Below are 15,887 nucleotides of genomic sequence, written 5' to 3'. Positions count from 1 at the left end.
TTTAGTGAGCTTTTAGCTGGGAAGTTTTTGATCCAGCCAATTAAGTAGTTCTTGAGGGCTGTTTACGGTTAAACCATTATTGGTTTTAGCTTTTCTGACCAGAACAATATCCAACCCGAGCTCTAAAGCTGCTGAAATCTTTGTGTCTGTTCCTCCGGCAAGACCACTGTCTCGTGTGAGAACAATATCTGCGCTGTAAAACTTAAAAAGGGCTTTATTAATTTCTTTGGAAAATGGGCCTTGCATGGCCACAATATCCCGAGGATGCAAACCGGCTTCCCGACATTTTTGTACCAAATGTCCTTCGGGTAAAATTCTTGCCACGAGACGTACCGATTGGGCAAAAGAACTACTGGTAATTGTTAGAAGCTGATGGCTTCCTGTTGTAATAAAGACGGTAATTGTATGGCCTTTTTGCTTGCGCAGGGTATTAATACGTTGTTCAAGCAGAACTAGTGCTTCTTCCCAATCATAGACGGGAAAAATTAAGGGGCTGGAGGGAATTTTGGTTTCCGGCCGCTCTAAGCGGATAAAAGGAATGTTCAGTTCCTCGCACCAGCGTCGCAAGGAACTGAACTTAGTACTCATAGAAGGGTGACTAGCATCAACAACTAATGCAGGATGAGACGGCAAGGGAGTTTCTTCAGACCAGTATTGTCTCTGAATAACATCAATTTTTCTAGCTGTTAATTGCATATTTAATTCACGTGCTGCTGGAGATTCCCCCAAAAGAACAATCATGTTTGTTAACCTCCGTTAGTGAGCAATAGCTTGAAGGGGCAATTAGTTCAGGCAATTTTCTAAATCCATAACTTTCCATACGATATAAGAAACTGCCCAAGTAATAACGAAAAGGCCGACAAGTATGTAGCCGATAGAACCAAAGTTGAGACTTTGGATCCAGACCCAAAAACTGCTATGATAACCCAGCTTGGTTGACAGTATTTGAGCGAGTTCAATAATCCCAATAACGAGGGCGGCAATAACTGATAAACCTGTAACCGAAAGATTATAATAGATTTTACGCAGAGGGGTAGAAAATGCCCAATGATATGCTGTCGTCATAAAAACCCCGTCTGCTGTATCCATTAAACTCATGCCTGCTGCAAATATAACAGGCAGAGAAAGAATTGCTGTCATGGGCATGCCTTTAGTACCGAGTGTAGCAGAAATGGCGAGTAATGCAACTTCCGAAGCTGTATCAAAACTAAGCCCGAAGAGAAAGCCTAAAGGATAAACATGCCAACTTTTATTTATAAACCGATAGAGAGGTTTAAAAAAGCGGGTTACGAATCCTCGATTCAATAAGAGTTCATCAAGGTTTTCTTCGTCAAATTCACCTTGACGCATTTTCTTGAAAAAGCCAAAGATATCAAACCAAATGTAAAGATTAAACAACCCTATAAGTAAAAGAAATCCTCCGGCAACTGCGGTCCCTATTATGCTGGCGAAATTTTGTATTTGAGGGATGTTTTGTTGTGCCCAATGCATAGAAACAGCAGTAACGATGGACATGATACAAACAACGGTTGAATGACCAATCGAGAAGAAAAAACCGACTCCCATAGGATCTTGTTCTTGTTGGATCATTTTGCGCACTGTATTGTCAATAGCCGCAATATGGTCCGCATCAAAGGCATGACGCAGGCCTAAGGTATAGGCGAGAAAAGCAAATCCCAGTAACTGAGGAAATTGTTTTATATTTAATAGCAGCATGATTATACCCAGAAAATGTATACCAGTGACGGAAACACCATAAGGAAGCCAGCGATGACGATTCCAAATACGTTTGGCGGTGTTATTCATAGGCTCTCTCTCCTAACCAGTGAAGTAATTTATGATCTCAGACAAAACCAAAAGCCCTCCTGCTAAGAGAAGGGCTTAAAGATAAAGATAATACAAATATACCCCCTAACATTCCCGTAGGCAGTTTGGCTTAAGAATAAGCAGGTCTCCTGGCTCAAGATCATTATCAACTCACGTCTTCCCAGGTTTGTCCCAGTGACATTGTGTGAATTGATTCCCTTTTACAGTGGCGGGCACCGCGTCAGCCTTTAACTGACTTTCCTTTTCAATCCTTTTCCCTCAGGAAGGGATCACTTATTCTTAACTATTTAGTTTATTCTAATAATAACATGAATGAAGTGATTTTGTACAGCAAGTTCATTAAATGTAAACCATGTGTTATAGTTATAAAATCGGGGGTGAAAGTGTTCAAATGTTTAATCCATTTTTCATTTTAATAGGAGTTGTTTTTTTTCTTGTCTATGGAGGAATTAATTATTATATTGGCCTGCGTGGCTGGCAGGCTTTATTTAGCTATATCCCCTTTATTCCTTATAAAGCCTATTGGCTTGTCTTTGGGCTGATTTCATTGTCCTATTTAATTGCCCGCTTTCTGCAAAAATTTCTGCCTCAGGGGCTTTACGAAGGGTTAAATCTAATTGGGGCCTATTGGATGGCCTTTATGTTTTACTTTTTATTAATCATTGCTGCCATAGACCTCTTGCGTTTAGTAAACCATATTTTCCATCTTATTCCTCTGAAGGAAAGCCTAAATCCTGCTTTTGGATTGGCAATCTTCGTTCTTGTGCTGGGAATTGTAGGCTTCGGAGCCTGGAATGCGCGAAACCCGCGCATAAATCATTATGATATTACAATAGCCAAACAGGCGGGACCTCTAAAACAATTGCATGTTGTGATGGTATCGGACATTCATCTCGGAACGATTATCCATAATAGTTATCTGACCAAGATGGTTGGGATGATTAATCAATTGCATCCTGACCTGGTATTGTTTGCTGGAGACGTATTTGACGAGAATGTTGAAGCGGTTAATAAGCAGGAAATGACGGAGGCCTTCGAAAAACTAAAAGCCCAGTATGGGGCCTTTGCAGTGTTGGGCAATCATGAGTATATTGGAGGAAATACTGAAGAAGCCGTCAAATATTTGGATGCAGCAGGTGTAAGAGTATTGAAGGACAGCAGTCAGGAAATTGATGGAAGCTTTTATTTAGTTGGAAGGGATGATCGATCCGGATCTCGATATAATGGGGTTCAGAGAAAATCTCTGCAAACCTTGCTCCAGGGAGTTAATCATTCTCTGCCTATTATTGTTATGGATCATCAACCATTACAATTGGAGGAACCAGTTCAGCAAGGGGTTGATCTACAGCTGTCAGGTCATACTCATGCAGGACAGTTGTTTCCGATTCGCTTAATTACCCGTCGAATTTTTGAAGACGATTGGGGCTACCTTAAAAAAGGAAACTTTCAACTCATCGTTTCCTCAGGATATGGAACCTGGGGTCCGCCGATTAGGTTGGGAAATACACCAGAAATTGTAGATATCACGATTAAGTTTAAGTAGTCCGGTAGTTAAAAATAATAGCGCATATAGTTAGGTGGTTTTACTACATGGAAAGTTTGCCCTGTAAAGAGTGTCGGGGATTATGCTGTGGTCCTGTTCCCATCACAATACAAGATCTTAAGTCCATAAAAACAGCTCTTAAGTTAATGCCGGAGACAAGACGATCAGAGCTAAAAAAACAAAAGCGTTATTTTGGAACTTGCATTTTCTATGATCTGGATAAGGATATTTGCGGAATTCGTAAAGCGAGGCCTTCTATATGCCGTGCCTTTGGACATTATAAAAATTTAATTTGTTTTAGAAAACCGGAAGCTTCTAAAGAGTTAAACTGGGTTGCTACAGAAGATCCTATCGGTATTTTGTCGGTAGATTTTACCTGGAAGGACTTTGATCCAGTCTTGAGACTCCCACTTCTATAAGTGGTGGTCCCCGTTCTCTGCTTCGGTGGGGGTAGAGTCTATCCTTCAGCGCGATAGCATTTGTTATGGGCTAGGCGCTTTCGGCGAAAGTGTCCACTGGACACTTTCGTCACCGAAGCCCCGATGTTCAGCTTTAGCTGAACGAGTTCACTGCTGAATCAGGCAGCGGCCATTTTTTGAGAGAAGTTTCTCGGCAAGATGACCGGATTTTTCTGAAAAGGAGGCAGACGATGGCTAGGGATGGCAGAAGCTTAGCGGAGGATGTCGCGGAAGACATTCTGGCAATGATTACTATCGACAAAAAATTTTCAATAGGGGATAAGCTTCCCAATGAGAATGAGCTTGCGGGTAAATTACAAGTGAGCCGTACGACACTGCGGGAAGCTATTCGCATCTTAATCGCTCATAATGTCTTGGAAATCCAGCGTGGTAAGGGAACTTATGTCAAAGATAACCTGGATTTAAATAAGGCTTATGGATTAAAAGAGCTTTCCGCATTTAAACCAGATATCCAAGATCTCTACGAAATGCGGCTCATTTTTGAACCGCAATCGGCTTATTATGCCGCAAAACGTGCGACTGATAAAGAACTTGAGCGAATTTTGTATTATGGCAAGTTAGAAGAAGAACTGATCATTAAAAAAGAAGATCGAACTGAAGTTGAACAGGCCTTTCATCAGGCCATTGCTAAAGCGACCCATAATGAGTTTATGAATCAACTGATGCCGGTTCTTTACCAAGCTATCAACAAAGGGGTCCCTTTGTCGGATACCAATGAAGAAATGATTCGCAATACGCTAAATGACCATCGCATAATTATGGAATTTTTAGCAGCTCGAGATGCTGAGGGAGCCAAAACTGCTATGAAGCTGCATATTATTCATGCCATGAGAGGTTTTGGATTTGTGGAAGATTAAACATAGTTTCGAACTTGTTTTCTGAGATTTATCAAATCGTAAGACTCCCACTTCTGCAAGTGGGAGTTGTTCTCATACCTTGCTTAATGGTAGACAAAAAGAATTTTCGAGAAGTATTATTTCGCCAATAGACATTAGACATCATGCAAGATATAATGATATTACACAACCTAAAAGAGAGAGGTGTTCAAAATGAATAGTGATGCAGTAACAAAGACTGTGCCTCATCGTGCCTTGTTTCATGCCTTAGGTTTAACTAATGAGGAAATGGAAAGGCCGTTAATTGGTATTGTCAGTTCGAAGAATGATATCGTTCCGGGGCATATGAATCTGGACAAGATCGTAGATGCGGTCAAGCTGGGTGTCGCTATGGCCGGAGGCACTCCTCTTGTTTTCCCGGCAATTGCTGTCTGCGACGGACTTGCCATGGGACACCAAGGAATGAAGTACTCCCTTGTCACTCGAGAATTAATCGCTGATTCTACTGAAGCGATGACCCTGGCTCATGCCTTTGATGCCTTGGTTATGGTTCCAAACTGTGATAAGAACGTTCCCGGATTGTTGATGGCTGCAGCTCGGTTGAATATACCAACCATCTTTGTCAGCGGCGGGCCAATGCTGGCAGGAATTGTTGATGGGCAGAAAACAAGTTTTTCCAGTGTTTCGGAAGCCGTTAGTGAATTTCAAGCAGGGAAAATTTCCAAGGAAAAATTACTGGAATATGAAAATAAAGCTTGCCCGACCTGTGGCTCTTGTTCCGGCATGTATACCGCTAACAGCATGAACTGTTTAACAGAAGTATTAGGGATGGGACTTCGAGGCAATGGAACGATCCCGGCGGTTTATTCTGAGAGGATTCAGCTTGCTAAATATGCTGGGATGCAGATTATGGAGCTCCTGAAAAAGAACATTCGTCCGAGAGACATCATGTCCGAAGATGCTTTTAGAAATGCCTTGACCCTCGATATGGCTCTGGGCTGCAGTACGAATAGTATGCTGCATCTTCCGGCCATTGCCCATGAATGTGGTATTAAATTAAACGTAGATATCGCTAATGAAATTAGTGACCGGACTCCGAATCTCTGCCATCTTGCGCCTGCCGGTCATACCTACATCGAAGAACTCCATGAGGCAGGCGGTATTTATGCGGTAATGAATGAAGTTAACAAACTCGGCTTGCTCAAAACGGATTTGATCACCTGTACTGGTAAGACCGTTGGCGAGAATATTGATGGCTGCATTAACAAGAATACAGAGGTCATTAGACCTGCTGAAAATCCCTACAGCAAAACAGGAGGGATTGCTGTCTTAAAAGGTAACCTGGCTCCCGATTCCTGTGTCGTTAAACGGTCCGCAGTTGCCCCTGATATGTTAAAACATGAAGGACCGGCCAGAGTCTTTGACTGCGAAGAGGATGCTATGCAGGCCATTATGACAGGTAAGATTGTTGCCGGTGATGTGGTTGTCATTCGCTATGAAGGACCGAAGGGTGGTCCGGGAATGAGAGAAATGTTAAATCCGACCTCTGCTATTATGGGCAGCGGACTTGGGGGGAGTGTTGCTCTAATTACTGATGGACGTTTCAGTGGTGCAACGCGGGGTGCAGCCATCGGTCACGTTTCTCCTGAAGCAGCGGTTGGGGGAAATATCGCCTTAATCGAGGATGGAGACATTATTCAAATTGACATTATGGCCAATAAAATTAACGTTAACCTAAGTGAGGATGAACTGGCAAAGCGCAGAGCTAAATGGGAGCCGAGACAACCCAAAATTACGACCGGATTCCTGGCTCGTTATGCCGGAATGGTTACTTCCGGCAACAGAGGCGCGGTTTTAGAACTTCCTAAGCAATAAGCACAATTAAAAGCAAAGCAACCAGCAGATCGCCTTAAGCGGCTTGTTGGTTGCTTTTTAATACCCTTTTACAAAGTTAATTAGAAACCGGAGTCACATTTGCCGAGCAGCATATTTTGTCAAGCTTTTTTGTTAGTCAGCAGAATCAGCAATAAACAGGGATAATACACGTTGTTTTATGGCTCTGAGTTCCGGGTCTTCCAGAGAGCGGGGATAAGGAAAAGGCAAAGAAATGATGTCCCCGACTCTGCTTGGATTTGAATGCATGATCATGATTTTCTGGCCGAGAGTTAACGCTTCATCCACATCATGGGTAACGTGGATACAAGTCTTCTGAGTCCTTTGCCACAAATGAAGGAAGTCTGTCTGTAGTTTAGTACGAGTCAGGGCGTCGAGGGCTGAGAAGGGTTCGTCTAAGAGTAAGATCGCGGGATCTACTGCCAGGGCGCGGGCAATAGCGGCCCTTTGAGCCATACCGCCTGATAATTGGCTGGGCCAAGCTTTGGCAAAACCCTTAAGTCCAACCATTTCCATGAGGTCGGCAACAGTTTTATATTCTAATTCCCTAGACATACGTCCTCTTATGCCGAAGGCAATATTCGCCTCTAAGGTCAGCCAAGGAAATAGGCGGGGTTCTTGGAACACCATTCCTCGTTCCCTTCCTGTATCCTTAAGAGCCTGGCCATTAAGAATGATCTCTCCTGAAGTTTGTTTTTCCAGCCCGGCGATGATCCTGAGAAGGGTTGTTTTTCCACAGCCGCTTTTGCCAATAATGCAAATCAGTTCCCCAGAGGTAACTTCAAAGCTAAGGTCCCTTAAGGCCCAAATTTGTTTGGAACCTATTGTATAATTCTTGCTGATTTCTTTGAGTTTTAAAAAGGCTGCCATTTGGGTACCTCGCGTCTCTCTTGTGTATTCCGCCAGGGTAAGAGCGTCTTTTCCAGACGTAGAAATACAAAATCCAAAAATAAGCCGGTGATCCCAATCATCAAGACTCCCGCAAGCATTAGATCGGGTTGAGCTAATTCTCGTCCTTCCTGAATGAGGTAACCAATTCCCTTGGAGGCCCCAAGAAGTTCTGCAGCAACCAATGAACGCCAACAAAAGCTCAGACCAAGTCTCATTCCTACAAAGACAGAAGGCGCAGCAGAGGGGAGATAGACTCTGACAATAATTTGCCAGGGTGAGAGACCGAAGGTTGAAGCTACTTCTTTCAGTTTAGAGTCTGTATTGGAAATACCATGCATAGTGTTCAGAAATATGGGAAAAAAACCAGAATAGGTGATAATGGAGATTTTAGATGTTTCATCAATCCCCAACCAAAGAATGAACATGGGTATCCAGGCGATAGCAGGAATCTGCTGCAAGAAGTTTAAGAAGGGAGATAAGTAATCTTGGACTCTAGGTACCAGACCTAACAAGAAGCCTAAGGGAAGGGCAAGACAAAACGCCAGACCAAAACCGCAGCCAACGCGGTAGAGGCTAGCGCTTAAATGGTTTAACAACGTCCCATTATGGGCAAGGGCAAAAAGCTGGTCCATAATTCCGGAGGGAGGGGGAAGAAGGTAATTATTGAGCCAGCCCATCTGACTGAATAATTCCCAAACAAGAACAAGGACAAAGGGGAGCAGCAAGGCCATAATTGTTTTTTTAAAGACGTTAGTCATAGCAAATCGGTCTCCTCTGGATGAAGGGAATGAAGATTCATCACTTGGCGGGCAGGAAGTCTGGATCTACTAAATCATTAACAAGTTTATTGAGATCAACATTCGGTTTAATCATCCCTTGGCTCTGCAAAAATTCTGCGGATTTTAACAAGTCACTTTTTACTTGATCAAGACCCATGGCGAAGGAAAATTCAGGGTATAGAGCCTTCACAGCCGGGAGACTCATTTTGTTTTCGCTGGCGGCAAGAGCTAAGGCATTGCTAAGATGGGATTGGGTCCAATCAAGCGAGGATTGATGGGCGGTTAAATAGCGTTTAACAATATCTGGATATGCTGCTGCAAAATCACTGCGTACGGCAATAACGGATAAGCCTGGGATTAAGCCTTCCGCAGATATTAATTTCTTTGCCTTGCCGGCCGCAACAGCCTTGGTGAGCAGGGGTTCCGGAAGTATGGTGGCATCGACCTGACCTGAGGCTAATGCAGCCGCTCCCGCAGTGGAATCCATGTCGACAATTTCCAGATCTTCAGCAGTTAAGTTTGCCTGCGTCAGGGCTCTAATTAACATCTCATGCAGCATGGTTCCTTTTTGCAGAGCAATTTTTTTCCCTTTGAGGTCTTGAATTGTCTTAATGTTTTCCCGAGGGTTGACGACAAGACTGATTCCTTTGGGAAAGCGGGAATAGGCGGAAATAATTTTAAGGTCATTCCCGTGAGCTTTTGCTAAAATTACCGAGACATAGTTGAGACTATTGGCGAAATCAAGAGACTTGGAGGCCAGGGCTTCGAGTTGATTGCTCGGGTCTGAAAGATCGTGCCACTGAAACTTAATACCGTCTTTAGAAAACTCTTGTTCAAAAAGCTGTTTATTCTTGGCGACAATAGATGGAACGTTAATAGGCCGACTGACATAAGAGGCATTGATTACTTGGGGCTTTTTCGCGGTGGTATTGCTTGTCGTTTGTTTCGCAGCGGAACAACCGCTGAGAATTGTTGCGCTGACAAGAAAGAGAAAGCTTAAGAGAATTATAACTATGGATTTAGACCGAACCGTAGTAATCACCATCCTACTTCGTTGTTTTTGCCTTGTTCTTAAAGGCACTAGTTCAATAATAGCATTAATTCGTCGATAATCCAGATAAAATTTGGATAAATATCTATATTTAGGGGTACTTTAGTCTTACCGTCCTTGGTTCAGGGACACTCGGCCAATCCACACTGCGGGGGTACGCTTAATGAGCTGCAGTTTGGCGATAGGCTCGTCTGCTTAGCGCGTCATGGCCAGTGGTTCGTATGGGAATATTTGGATGATTGATTTACTATTAAAATTTTGAGATTGACAAAGTCAAAACTTATGATACTATATAATAAAAAATAAGTGAGTAATCACTCATTAGAAGTATAACATTTAAATAAAACTAACTTTTTCAAATTTTAATAAAAGGAGTAATAAGCAGCGGATATGAGCAAAAATCAAAGAGTTCGCACCAAAAAAACTGTAGAAGAAAGGCGGCAGGATATTTTAGAAGCGGCCCTTAAAGTGTTTTCGGAAAATGGCTATAAAGGGGCTACCACAGCTGAAATTGCCCGCCAAGCAGGGGTAGCTGAAGGAACTATCTTTCGGCATTTTGCCACGAAGAAGGAATTGTTGACGGCGGTTTTAGAACCGAAAATTGTTGAAGGTTTAATCGTTTTAGACCAAGAGAAACGAGAGAGCAGTCCGGAAGAATTTTTTCGCTGTTTTCTTAAGAATCGTTTGGAGCTGATGCAGGAAAATGCCGGGCTGTTTCGTTTAATGTTTGCCGAGGCCCAGTATCATTCCGAAGTACGGGAAGCACTGTTTCATGGAATTCTGGGTCCGGGGATAGGTCTAGTTAAGCCCTGGTTTGACAAAGGAATTGCCCAGGGGTTGTTTAAGCCTTTGCCCTTTATACCAACGATGCGGAGTTTTATGGGGATGGCTATGTTTTATGGGGTCTTTGGTTTCTTGTTTCCTAATTTATCTCCTGAAAGTACCATCGACGAGGCAGCCGACCATATTGCTGAGCTTTTTCTCCATGGGTTAGTGCGGTCAGACAGTTAATCGTTTATCCCGTCGTAAGACTCCTACTTCTTTTAAGTGGGAGCGGCTCCCATACTTTGCTTCGGTGGGGGTAAAGTCCATCCTTCAGCGCGATAGCATTTGTTATAGGCTAGGCGCTTTCGCCGAAGCCCCGATGTTCGGTTTTAGCTGAACGAGTTTACTAAAACGTTTCAGGAAGAGAAGAGTTAACTAGAGTCAGGAGAAGAAGGAATGAAGAAAAAGTTGCTGGCAGTCATCGTAATCATAGGTCTAATAGCCGTTTCGGTCTGGGGAAATTCTTATCTTAATCATCCTCAGGATCAAGATGTTTTTTCGGGAACTATTGAAGGGACGGAAATTCCGGTTCAGCCGGAGCTGGGAGGCAAGATTGTTGAGCTGAAGGTACAAGAAGGGCAAATGGTTAAAAAGGGAGATGTCATTGCCAAGCTCGATGACAGTCAGGCTAAGATTTCCTTGGAGACCGCTAAGAGTCAACAGACTCAGGCCCAGGCGAAACTCAATGATCTATTGGGAGGGACTAGGGCAGAAGAACTGCGCCGATTGGAATCTGTTCTGGCACAAGCCAAGGATAATGCTGCGGCTTTGGCTCCGAGTCTTCAATTAGAGGAAAATAACCTGGCGAATGATCAAAAACTTTATCAAAACGGGGCTATAAGCAAACAGGACCTGGATACCCAACAAAACAAATACAATACCCTCAAGGCTCAGTATGAAGCTGCTCAAGCCAATGTAAATGCAGCTCAGGCAAGCCTGGATCAAGCTCAGGCAGGTTATACTCAACCGACCATTCAGGCTCAAAAAGCAGCTGTCGATATGGCAGCCCAATCTGTCGAAACGGCGGAATTGAATCTCAGCAAATTTACGATAACGAGTCCGATAGACGGACAAGTGCTCTATAAACAAGTTGAGCTTGGGCAAGTGGTCAATACGGGCTCGACGTTAATTAGTTTACTCGATTCTAATGACCTGTGGATCAAAATCTATGTTCCGGAAGCAAAGCTTAACAAGGTTAAAGTAGGCGGCACAGCCAGTATTTCGGTAGATTCCTACCCTAATAAAACCTTCAAAGGACAGATTCAATATATAAGTACCCAGGCTGAGTTTACGCCCAAAGATGTTCAGACTAAGGAAGAACGGACGACTACGGTCTATGCAGTCAAAATCATCATCACCCAAGGTCGAGACCAACTAAAGGCAGGTATGCCTGCTGATGTGACCCTGGATTAGAGGAGTGAGAGATAATGAGTCTGGCAATAGATTGCCAAGGTTTAATTAAACGATTTGGCACGTATACGGCTGTTCAGGATGTCACTTTTCAAATTCCTCAAGGGGCCATAATGGGTTTTGTGGGTCCTAATGGGGCGGGTAAGACGACCACTATCCGCATGTTGTGCGGAGTTCTGGTGCCTTCCGACGGGAAGGCTACGGTCTTGGGTTTTGATGTTAAGAGCCAACCTGAGGATATTAAGCAGCGCATCGGCTATATGTCCCAGAAATTTAGTCTCTACGATGATTTAACCGTTGCTGAAAACCTTGCTTTTTATGCCGGGGTGTACAATTTGCGGGGAAAAGAGGCCGCTGCTCAGAAAGATCGGGTTATCGAACGAATTGGTCTGGGTGAACGAACTTCCCAGTTAGTTTCCTCTCTCTCCGGCGGCTGGAAGCAGCGAGTAGCTTTGGCCTGTGCGTTGCTGCATAGTCCCCAATTATTAGTTTTGGATGAACCGACTGCCGGTGTAGATCCTGTTTCACGTCGAATTTTTTGGGATATTATCCATCAGCTGGCCAAAGAAGGCATGACAATCTTAGTTAGCACCCATTATATGGATGAAGCAGCTTCCTGTGATTATTTGGGTTTTGTATTTTATGGACGATTGATTGCCTTTGGCACCCCTGAGGAGATGAAACAACGAGAAGGAAAAGAGACCTTGGATGACCTCTTTATCTATTATGTAGAACGTGAGGCCTCGGAGGATCCTCGTAATACAAAGGCTGGAAGTGGAGGGGCAGGCTGATGCTGCGATTTTCATGGACCCGCTTTTTAGCGGTTTTAAAAAAGGAATTTATTCATATCCGGCGAGATCGCGCCAGTTTAATTATGGCTGTCGCTATGCCCCTCGGAATGCTGCTCTTATTTGGCTATGCTGTTAATACTGATGTTGAGCACCTTCCGACAGTGGTTTGGGATCAATCCCAAACCCAGGAAAGCAGAGATTTTGTGTCTTCTGTGCGCAATACTCAATATATGGATCCCGATGATTATGTTTCCGGATATAAGCAGATTGAGAATTATTTGGACAGCGGTAAAGCACGGGCTGCCGTGATTATTCCGCCGGATTTTGGCAAACAATTGCAAGAGCAGCAGGCAACGGTTCAGGTTTTGGTTGATGGTTCCGATCCTACGGTCGCCCGGGCAGTCACCTCGGCTGTACAAATGCTGGGCTTCGATAAATCTCTGCAATTACAAAGTCAACGTTTGGCCGCCATGGGGATTTCCGGAGGAACGACGTTACCCCTTGATATTGAGACGAGAGTCTGGTATAACCCGGATATGAAGTCGAGAAATTTTAATATACCAGCATTGATTGGCCTGATCCTGCAAAATGTGATCGCAATGTTAACCTCTTTCTCTATTGTCCGTGAGAAAGAACGCGGTACTATGGAACAATTAATTGTAACGCCGATACGTTCCCTGGAACTTCTTTTGGGCAAACTCTTGCCTTTCGTCTTGATCGGATTCGTTTCCCTTTCCTTAATTTTGGTAACAGGCATATTTTGGTTCGGAGTTATGCCTATGGGAAGTATTCCTTTGTTGGTCCTATTGTCGACAATTTTTTTATTCACCATTTTAGCGATTGGACTCCTTATCTCCAGTATTGCCAAGACACAGCTTCAGGCTATGCAAATGACCTTTATCTTAATCTTGCCGTCTATTCTTCTGTCAGGGTTCGTTTTTCCAAGGGAGACAATGCCTAAATTGCTGCAATTAATGGGCGGATTACTTCCTTTAACGTATTTTTTAGAGATTGTCAGAGGGATATTTCTCAAAGGAGTAGGACTCCAGTTTCTTTGGCAAGATACTTTGGCCTTATGTTTATTCGCCGTGATTTTGTTGGCAGTGGCTTCGAAAAAGTTCAAAAAGAATTTAGACTAAGGGTATTACAGTGGGACCGTTGCCAAAAACTCACTAGTTGCAGGCAACGGTCATTTTTTGCTCATTATAAACAGTACATTACTCGTACTCATTATGTAGACATTTAAGCCTGATTTGGTATTTTAACGAGGATATGCTAGGATTATGTGGGAGTTTCCTCATTGAGCCTGGGTTGCTTAATGGATGGACAAAGATATCTGATAATTTTTTGGAGGACGATTTCGCATGAAAAAGGTTCAAAAACTAAGCATGTTGCTATGTTTACTCACGGTGATTTTTGTAATCCTTGGCTGTGGGATACAGACAAACAACTCTGCGTCACAAGGGTCAACGAAAAATAGTCAAACTGCCCCCAATTCAACGTCTTCTTCCGCACCTGTGCCAACAACAAATAATAAGAACAACCCTGTCGTGACCATAACAATGGCTGACGGGGGAGTGATTAAAGCTGAACTCTATCCGAACATTGCGCCTAACACGGTGAAAAACTTTATTTCTTTGGTAAAAAAAGGTTTTTATAATGGTCTAACCTTTCATAGAGTTATCCCAGGGTTTATGATTCAAGGAGGAGATCCGAGCGGTAATGGAAGCGGCGGTCCGGGGTATAGTATTAAAGGAGAGTTTACCAATAATGGTTTTAAAAACGACTTGAAACATACGCGGGGAGTTCTGTCCATGGCCAGGACTGATGATCCTAATTCAGCCGGTTCGCAATTCTTTATCATGGTCGCAGCGGCACCGAGTTTAGACGGTAATTACGCCGCTTTTGGAAAAGTGACGAGCGGGATGGATGAAGTCGATAAAATTGTCAATACTCAGAGGGATCAAGCGGATAAATCGCTGCAAAATCAAGTGATGAAAAGTGTTACAGTGGATACCTTCGGTGTAAACTACGGTGATCCCGAAGTTATTAAGAAGTAAAACCTGACTATACTTTTAAGCCCCCGCTGTCTGTCAGCAGGGGCTTTTTAGACAAATTAGTTACAAATTTGGTCAAATAATGACAAATAAACATGATACAATGTTTAGAGGCCAAATTTATTTTCGCTTAACAGTTTTGCAGCGGCCTTAGGGTGATTTATTAAAAAACGATGGTTATCTAATAGAGAATGGAGTGATAGTATGCCTGCAAAACGTTTGGCTGGGCTTGGTGCTTCAGTTTTTACGGAAATGGATAATTTAAAGAAGACGTTAGAGCAAGAGGGCAAATCATTAATCAATTTGAGTATAGGAAGCCCTGATCGGGCTCCGGCTGAGGAACTTCGCCAGATTCTCAGTCAGGCAGTTCTTGAGGAAACTCAATATGGTTATACGTTAACCCGTGGGACTGGAGAATTTCGCCAGGCTTGTGCCCGATGGTATCAAGAACGGTTTGAGGTTTCTTTAGACCCAGACTCTGAAGTATTGCCCTTAATGGGTTCCCAGGATGGACTGGCTCATATTTTTTTAGCCTATATTAACCCCGGTGATTTAGCGTTTATACCTGATCCAGGTTATCCTATTTATACGGCCGGTCTGTTGCTGGCAGGCGGAGAGAAGGTTCCTCTGCCGCTGGAGGAGAAGAATGGCTACCTGCCGGATCTCCAAGCAATTAATCCCGACTTGGCGCGAAGAGCTAAACTTATGTTTTTAAATTACCCCAATAATCCAACGGCCGCGGTGGCCCCTCTTTCCTTCTTCGAAGATGTTGTGGAGTTTGCTAAAACCTATGATCTTCTTATTTGTCATGATGCCGCTTATTCGGAATTGGCCTTTGAAGGCTATCGGCCGGTAAGCTTTTTACAAGCGCGCGGTGCTAAAGATGTGGGTATAGAATTTCATTCTGTTTCTAAAACTTATAATCTGGCGGGAGTCCGTTTGGGCTTTGCAGTGGGAAAGGCAGAAGTTATTGGTACCCTTTCACAACTTAAATCCAATATTGATTATGGGGTATTTGGGCCAATCTTGAGAATGGGGGCAGCCGCACTCAGTCTACCTCAAAGTTCCATAGACGAGAATCGGCGGGCTTATCAGAGACGAAGAGATCTTTTGGTAGAAGGCTGCGCTCGTGCGGGTTGGAAGATGCCGCTGCCTCAGGGTTCCATGTTTATTTGGGCTCCGGTTCCGACCAGGCAGGATTCGGTATCCTTTGCCAGGGAGTTAGCCCGAGAAGCGGGGGTCATCGTGGTACCGGGAGTGGCCTTCGGAGAGTATGGCGAAGGGTATGTGCGCATAGCCATGGTTCAAGACGACAGCGTTCTGGAAGAGGCTGTTCAGCGTATTCAAAATTATTTGCGGCATAGGCTGACAGAGGCTTAAGCTACATAGTTTACTTAACATGTCAATGAAGTTTCAGCCTTTGCTTTCCATTATATGGAACATGTTATATAATAAAAACCATTAACATCATTGATGATGAGCATAGTTAGGGAGGAAATAGGATT

The 15,887-nt window shown here is 43.6% G+C and carries 15 protein-coding genes and 1 riboswitch; of the genes, 10 read left to right on the top strand and 5 right to left on the bottom strand.

The window, feature by feature from the left end:
* Positions 1-12: 12 nt before the first annotated feature.
* Positions 13-741 (bottom strand): precorrin-6A/cobalt-precorrin-6A reductase, encoded by a 729-nt coding sequence (locus B5Y67_RS18920; protein WP_088227980.1) that lies wholly within the window; start codon positions 739-741, stop codon positions 13-15.
* 42 nt (positions 742-783) lie between these two features.
* The gene (locus B5Y67_RS18915) at positions 784-1,806 is read right to left on the bottom strand and encodes a HoxN/HupN/NixA family nickel/cobalt transporter (protein WP_088227979.1); all 1,023 of its coding nucleotides are present in this window, start codon (positions 1,804-1,806) and stop codon (positions 784-786) included.
* A gap of 121 nt (positions 1,807-1,927) precedes the next feature.
* A riboswitch (cobalamin riboswitch) is annotated at positions 1,928-2,119 on the bottom strand.
* Between the two features lie 99 nt (positions 2,120-2,218).
* Between B5Y67_RS18915 and B5Y67_RS18910 the strand changes: the two genes are divergently transcribed.
* From B5Y67_RS18910 to ilvD, 4 genes are all read left to right on the top strand, one after another.
* Positions 2,219-3,370: a metallophosphoesterase gene (locus B5Y67_RS18910; RefSeq protein WP_088227978.1), complete on the top strand. Its 1,152-nt coding sequence runs from the start codon at positions 2,219-2,221 to the stop codon at positions 3,368-3,370.
* Positions 3,371-3,417: 47 nt separating this feature from the next.
* Positions 3,418-3,789, top strand: a complete 372-nt coding sequence (locus B5Y67_RS18905; protein ID WP_088227977.1) for a YkgJ family cysteine cluster protein — start codon at positions 3,418-3,420, stop codon at positions 3,787-3,789.
* Between the two features lie 230 nt (positions 3,790-4,019).
* Positions 4,020-4,706 (top strand): FadR/GntR family transcriptional regulator, encoded by a 687-nt coding sequence (locus B5Y67_RS18900; protein ID WP_088227976.1) that lies wholly within the window; start codon positions 4,020-4,022, stop codon positions 4,704-4,706.
* Positions 4,707-4,898: 192 nt separating this feature from the next.
* Positions 4,899-6,560 (top strand): dihydroxy-acid dehydratase, encoded by a 1,662-nt coding sequence (ilvD, locus tag B5Y67_RS18895; RefSeq protein ID WP_088227975.1) that lies wholly within the window; start codon positions 4,899-4,901, stop codon positions 6,558-6,560.
* A 132-nt stretch (positions 6,561-6,692) separates the two neighbouring features.
* Here ilvD and B5Y67_RS18890 read toward each other — a convergent pair whose 3' ends face one another.
* From B5Y67_RS18890 to B5Y67_RS18880, 3 genes are read right to left on the bottom strand one after another with little or no spacing between them, the layout of a single operon-like run.
* Positions 6,693-7,448: an ABC transporter ATP-binding protein gene (locus B5Y67_RS18890; protein ID WP_088227974.1), complete on the bottom strand. Its 756-nt coding sequence runs from the start codon at positions 7,446-7,448 to the stop codon at positions 6,693-6,695.
* Positions 7,433-8,227: an ABC transporter permease gene (locus B5Y67_RS18885; RefSeq protein WP_088227973.1), complete on the bottom strand. Its 795-nt coding sequence runs from the start codon at positions 8,225-8,227 to the stop codon at positions 7,433-7,435. Before B5Y67_RS18885 ends, B5Y67_RS18890 begins: the two co-directional genes overlap by 16 nt.
* Before the next feature lie 40 nt (positions 8,228-8,267).
* A complete protein-coding gene (locus tag B5Y67_RS18880) occupies positions 8,268-9,293 on the bottom strand; it encodes an aliphatic sulfonate ABC transporter substrate-binding protein (RefSeq protein WP_088227972.1) in 1,026 nt (341 codons plus the stop codon).
* Positions 9,294-9,689: 396 nt separating this feature from the next.
* On the opposite strand from B5Y67_RS18880, the gene B5Y67_RS18875 reads away from it, so the two are divergent.
* From B5Y67_RS18875 to B5Y67_RS18850, 6 genes are all read left to right on the top strand, one after another.
* The gene (locus tag B5Y67_RS18875; RefSeq protein WP_088227971.1) at positions 9,690-10,310 is read left to right on the top strand and encodes a TetR/AcrR family transcriptional regulator; all 621 of its coding nucleotides are present in this window, start codon (positions 9,690-9,692) and stop codon (positions 10,308-10,310) included.
* 210 nt (positions 10,311-10,520) lie between these two features.
* Entirely contained in the window at positions 10,521-11,537 is a 1,017-nt protein-coding gene (locus B5Y67_RS18870; protein WP_088227970.1) for an efflux RND transporter periplasmic adaptor subunit, read from the top strand.
* 14 nt (positions 11,538-11,551) lie between these two features.
* On the top strand, positions 11,552-12,325 hold the full coding sequence (locus B5Y67_RS18865; protein WP_088227969.1) for an ABC transporter ATP-binding protein: 774 nt from the start codon (positions 11,552-11,554) through the stop codon (positions 12,323-12,325).
* Entirely contained in the window at positions 12,325-13,464 is a 1,140-nt protein-coding gene (locus tag B5Y67_RS18860; protein ID WP_088227968.1) for an ABC transporter permease, read from the top strand. The genes B5Y67_RS18865 and B5Y67_RS18860 overlap by 1 nt, the downstream gene beginning before the upstream one ends.
* Before the next feature lie 225 nt (positions 13,465-13,689).
* Positions 13,690-14,385: a peptidylprolyl isomerase gene (locus B5Y67_RS18855; protein ID WP_088227967.1), complete on the top strand. Its 696-nt coding sequence runs from the start codon at positions 13,690-13,692 to the stop codon at positions 14,383-14,385.
* A 201-nt stretch (positions 14,386-14,586) separates the two neighbouring features.
* A complete protein-coding gene (locus B5Y67_RS18850; protein WP_088227966.1) occupies positions 14,587-15,762 on the top strand; it encodes an aminotransferase class I/II-fold pyridoxal phosphate-dependent enzyme in 1,176 nt (391 codons plus the stop codon).
* Positions 15,763-15,887: the final 125 nt, after the last annotated feature.

This window comes from Desulfosporosinus sp. FKB (assembly GCF_002196705.1).
Classification (GTDB): Bacteria; Bacillota; Desulfitobacteriia; order Desulfitobacteriales; family Desulfitobacteriaceae; genus Desulfosporosinus.
The sequence above is the reverse complement of the archived record's forward strand: the minus strand, read 5'-3'. Positions and strand labels throughout refer to the sequence as shown.

Coding starts and splice junctions, on each gene's coding strand:
- B5Y67_RS18910 (WP_088227978.1), top strand. CDS start 2,219: ATGTTTAATCCATTTTTCATTTTAATAGGAGTTGTTTTTTTTCTTGTC.
- B5Y67_RS18920 (WP_088227980.1), bottom strand. CDS start 741: ATGATTGTTCTTTTGGGGGAATCTCCAGCAGCACGTGAATTAAATATG.
- B5Y67_RS18915 (WP_088227979.1), bottom strand. CDS start 1,806: ATGAATAACACCGCCAAACGTATTTGGAATCGTCATCGCTGGCTTCCT.
- B5Y67_RS18905 (WP_088227977.1), top strand. CDS start 3,418: ATGGAAAGTTTGCCCTGTAAAGAGTGTCGGGGATTATGCTGTGGTCCT.
- B5Y67_RS18855 (WP_088227967.1), top strand. CDS start 13,690: ATGAAAAAGGTTCAAAAACTAAGCATGTTGCTATGTTTACTCACGGTG.
- B5Y67_RS18860 (WP_088227968.1), top strand. CDS start 12,325: ATGCTGCGATTTTCATGGACCCGCTTTTTAGCGGTTTTAAAAAAGGAA.
- B5Y67_RS18900 (WP_088227976.1), top strand. CDS start 4,020: ATGGCTAGGGATGGCAGAAGCTTAGCGGAGGATGTCGCGGAAGACATT.
- ilvD (WP_088227975.1), top strand. CDS start 4,899: ATGAATAGTGATGCAGTAACAAAGACTGTGCCTCATCGTGCCTTGTTT.
- B5Y67_RS18865 (WP_088227969.1), top strand. CDS start 11,552: ATGAGTCTGGCAATAGATTGCCAAGGTTTAATTAAACGATTTGGCACG.
- B5Y67_RS18875 (WP_088227971.1), top strand. CDS start 9,690: ATGAGCAAAAATCAAAGAGTTCGCACCAAAAAAACTGTAGAAGAAAGG.
- B5Y67_RS18870 (WP_088227970.1), top strand. CDS start 10,521: ATGAAGAAAAAGTTGCTGGCAGTCATCGTAATCATAGGTCTAATAGCC.
- B5Y67_RS18890 (WP_088227974.1), bottom strand. CDS start 7,448: ATGGCAGCCTTTTTAAAACTCAAAGAAATCAGCAAGAATTATACAATA.
- B5Y67_RS18885 (WP_088227973.1), bottom strand. CDS start 8,227: ATGACTAACGTCTTTAAAAAAACAATTATGGCCTTGCTGCTCCCCTTT.
- B5Y67_RS18850 (WP_088227966.1), top strand. CDS start 14,587: ATGCCTGCAAAACGTTTGGCTGGGCTTGGTGCTTCAGTTTTTACGGAA.
- B5Y67_RS18880 (WP_088227972.1), bottom strand. CDS start 9,293: ATGGTGATTACTACGGTTCGGTCTAAATCCATAGTTATAATTCTCTTA.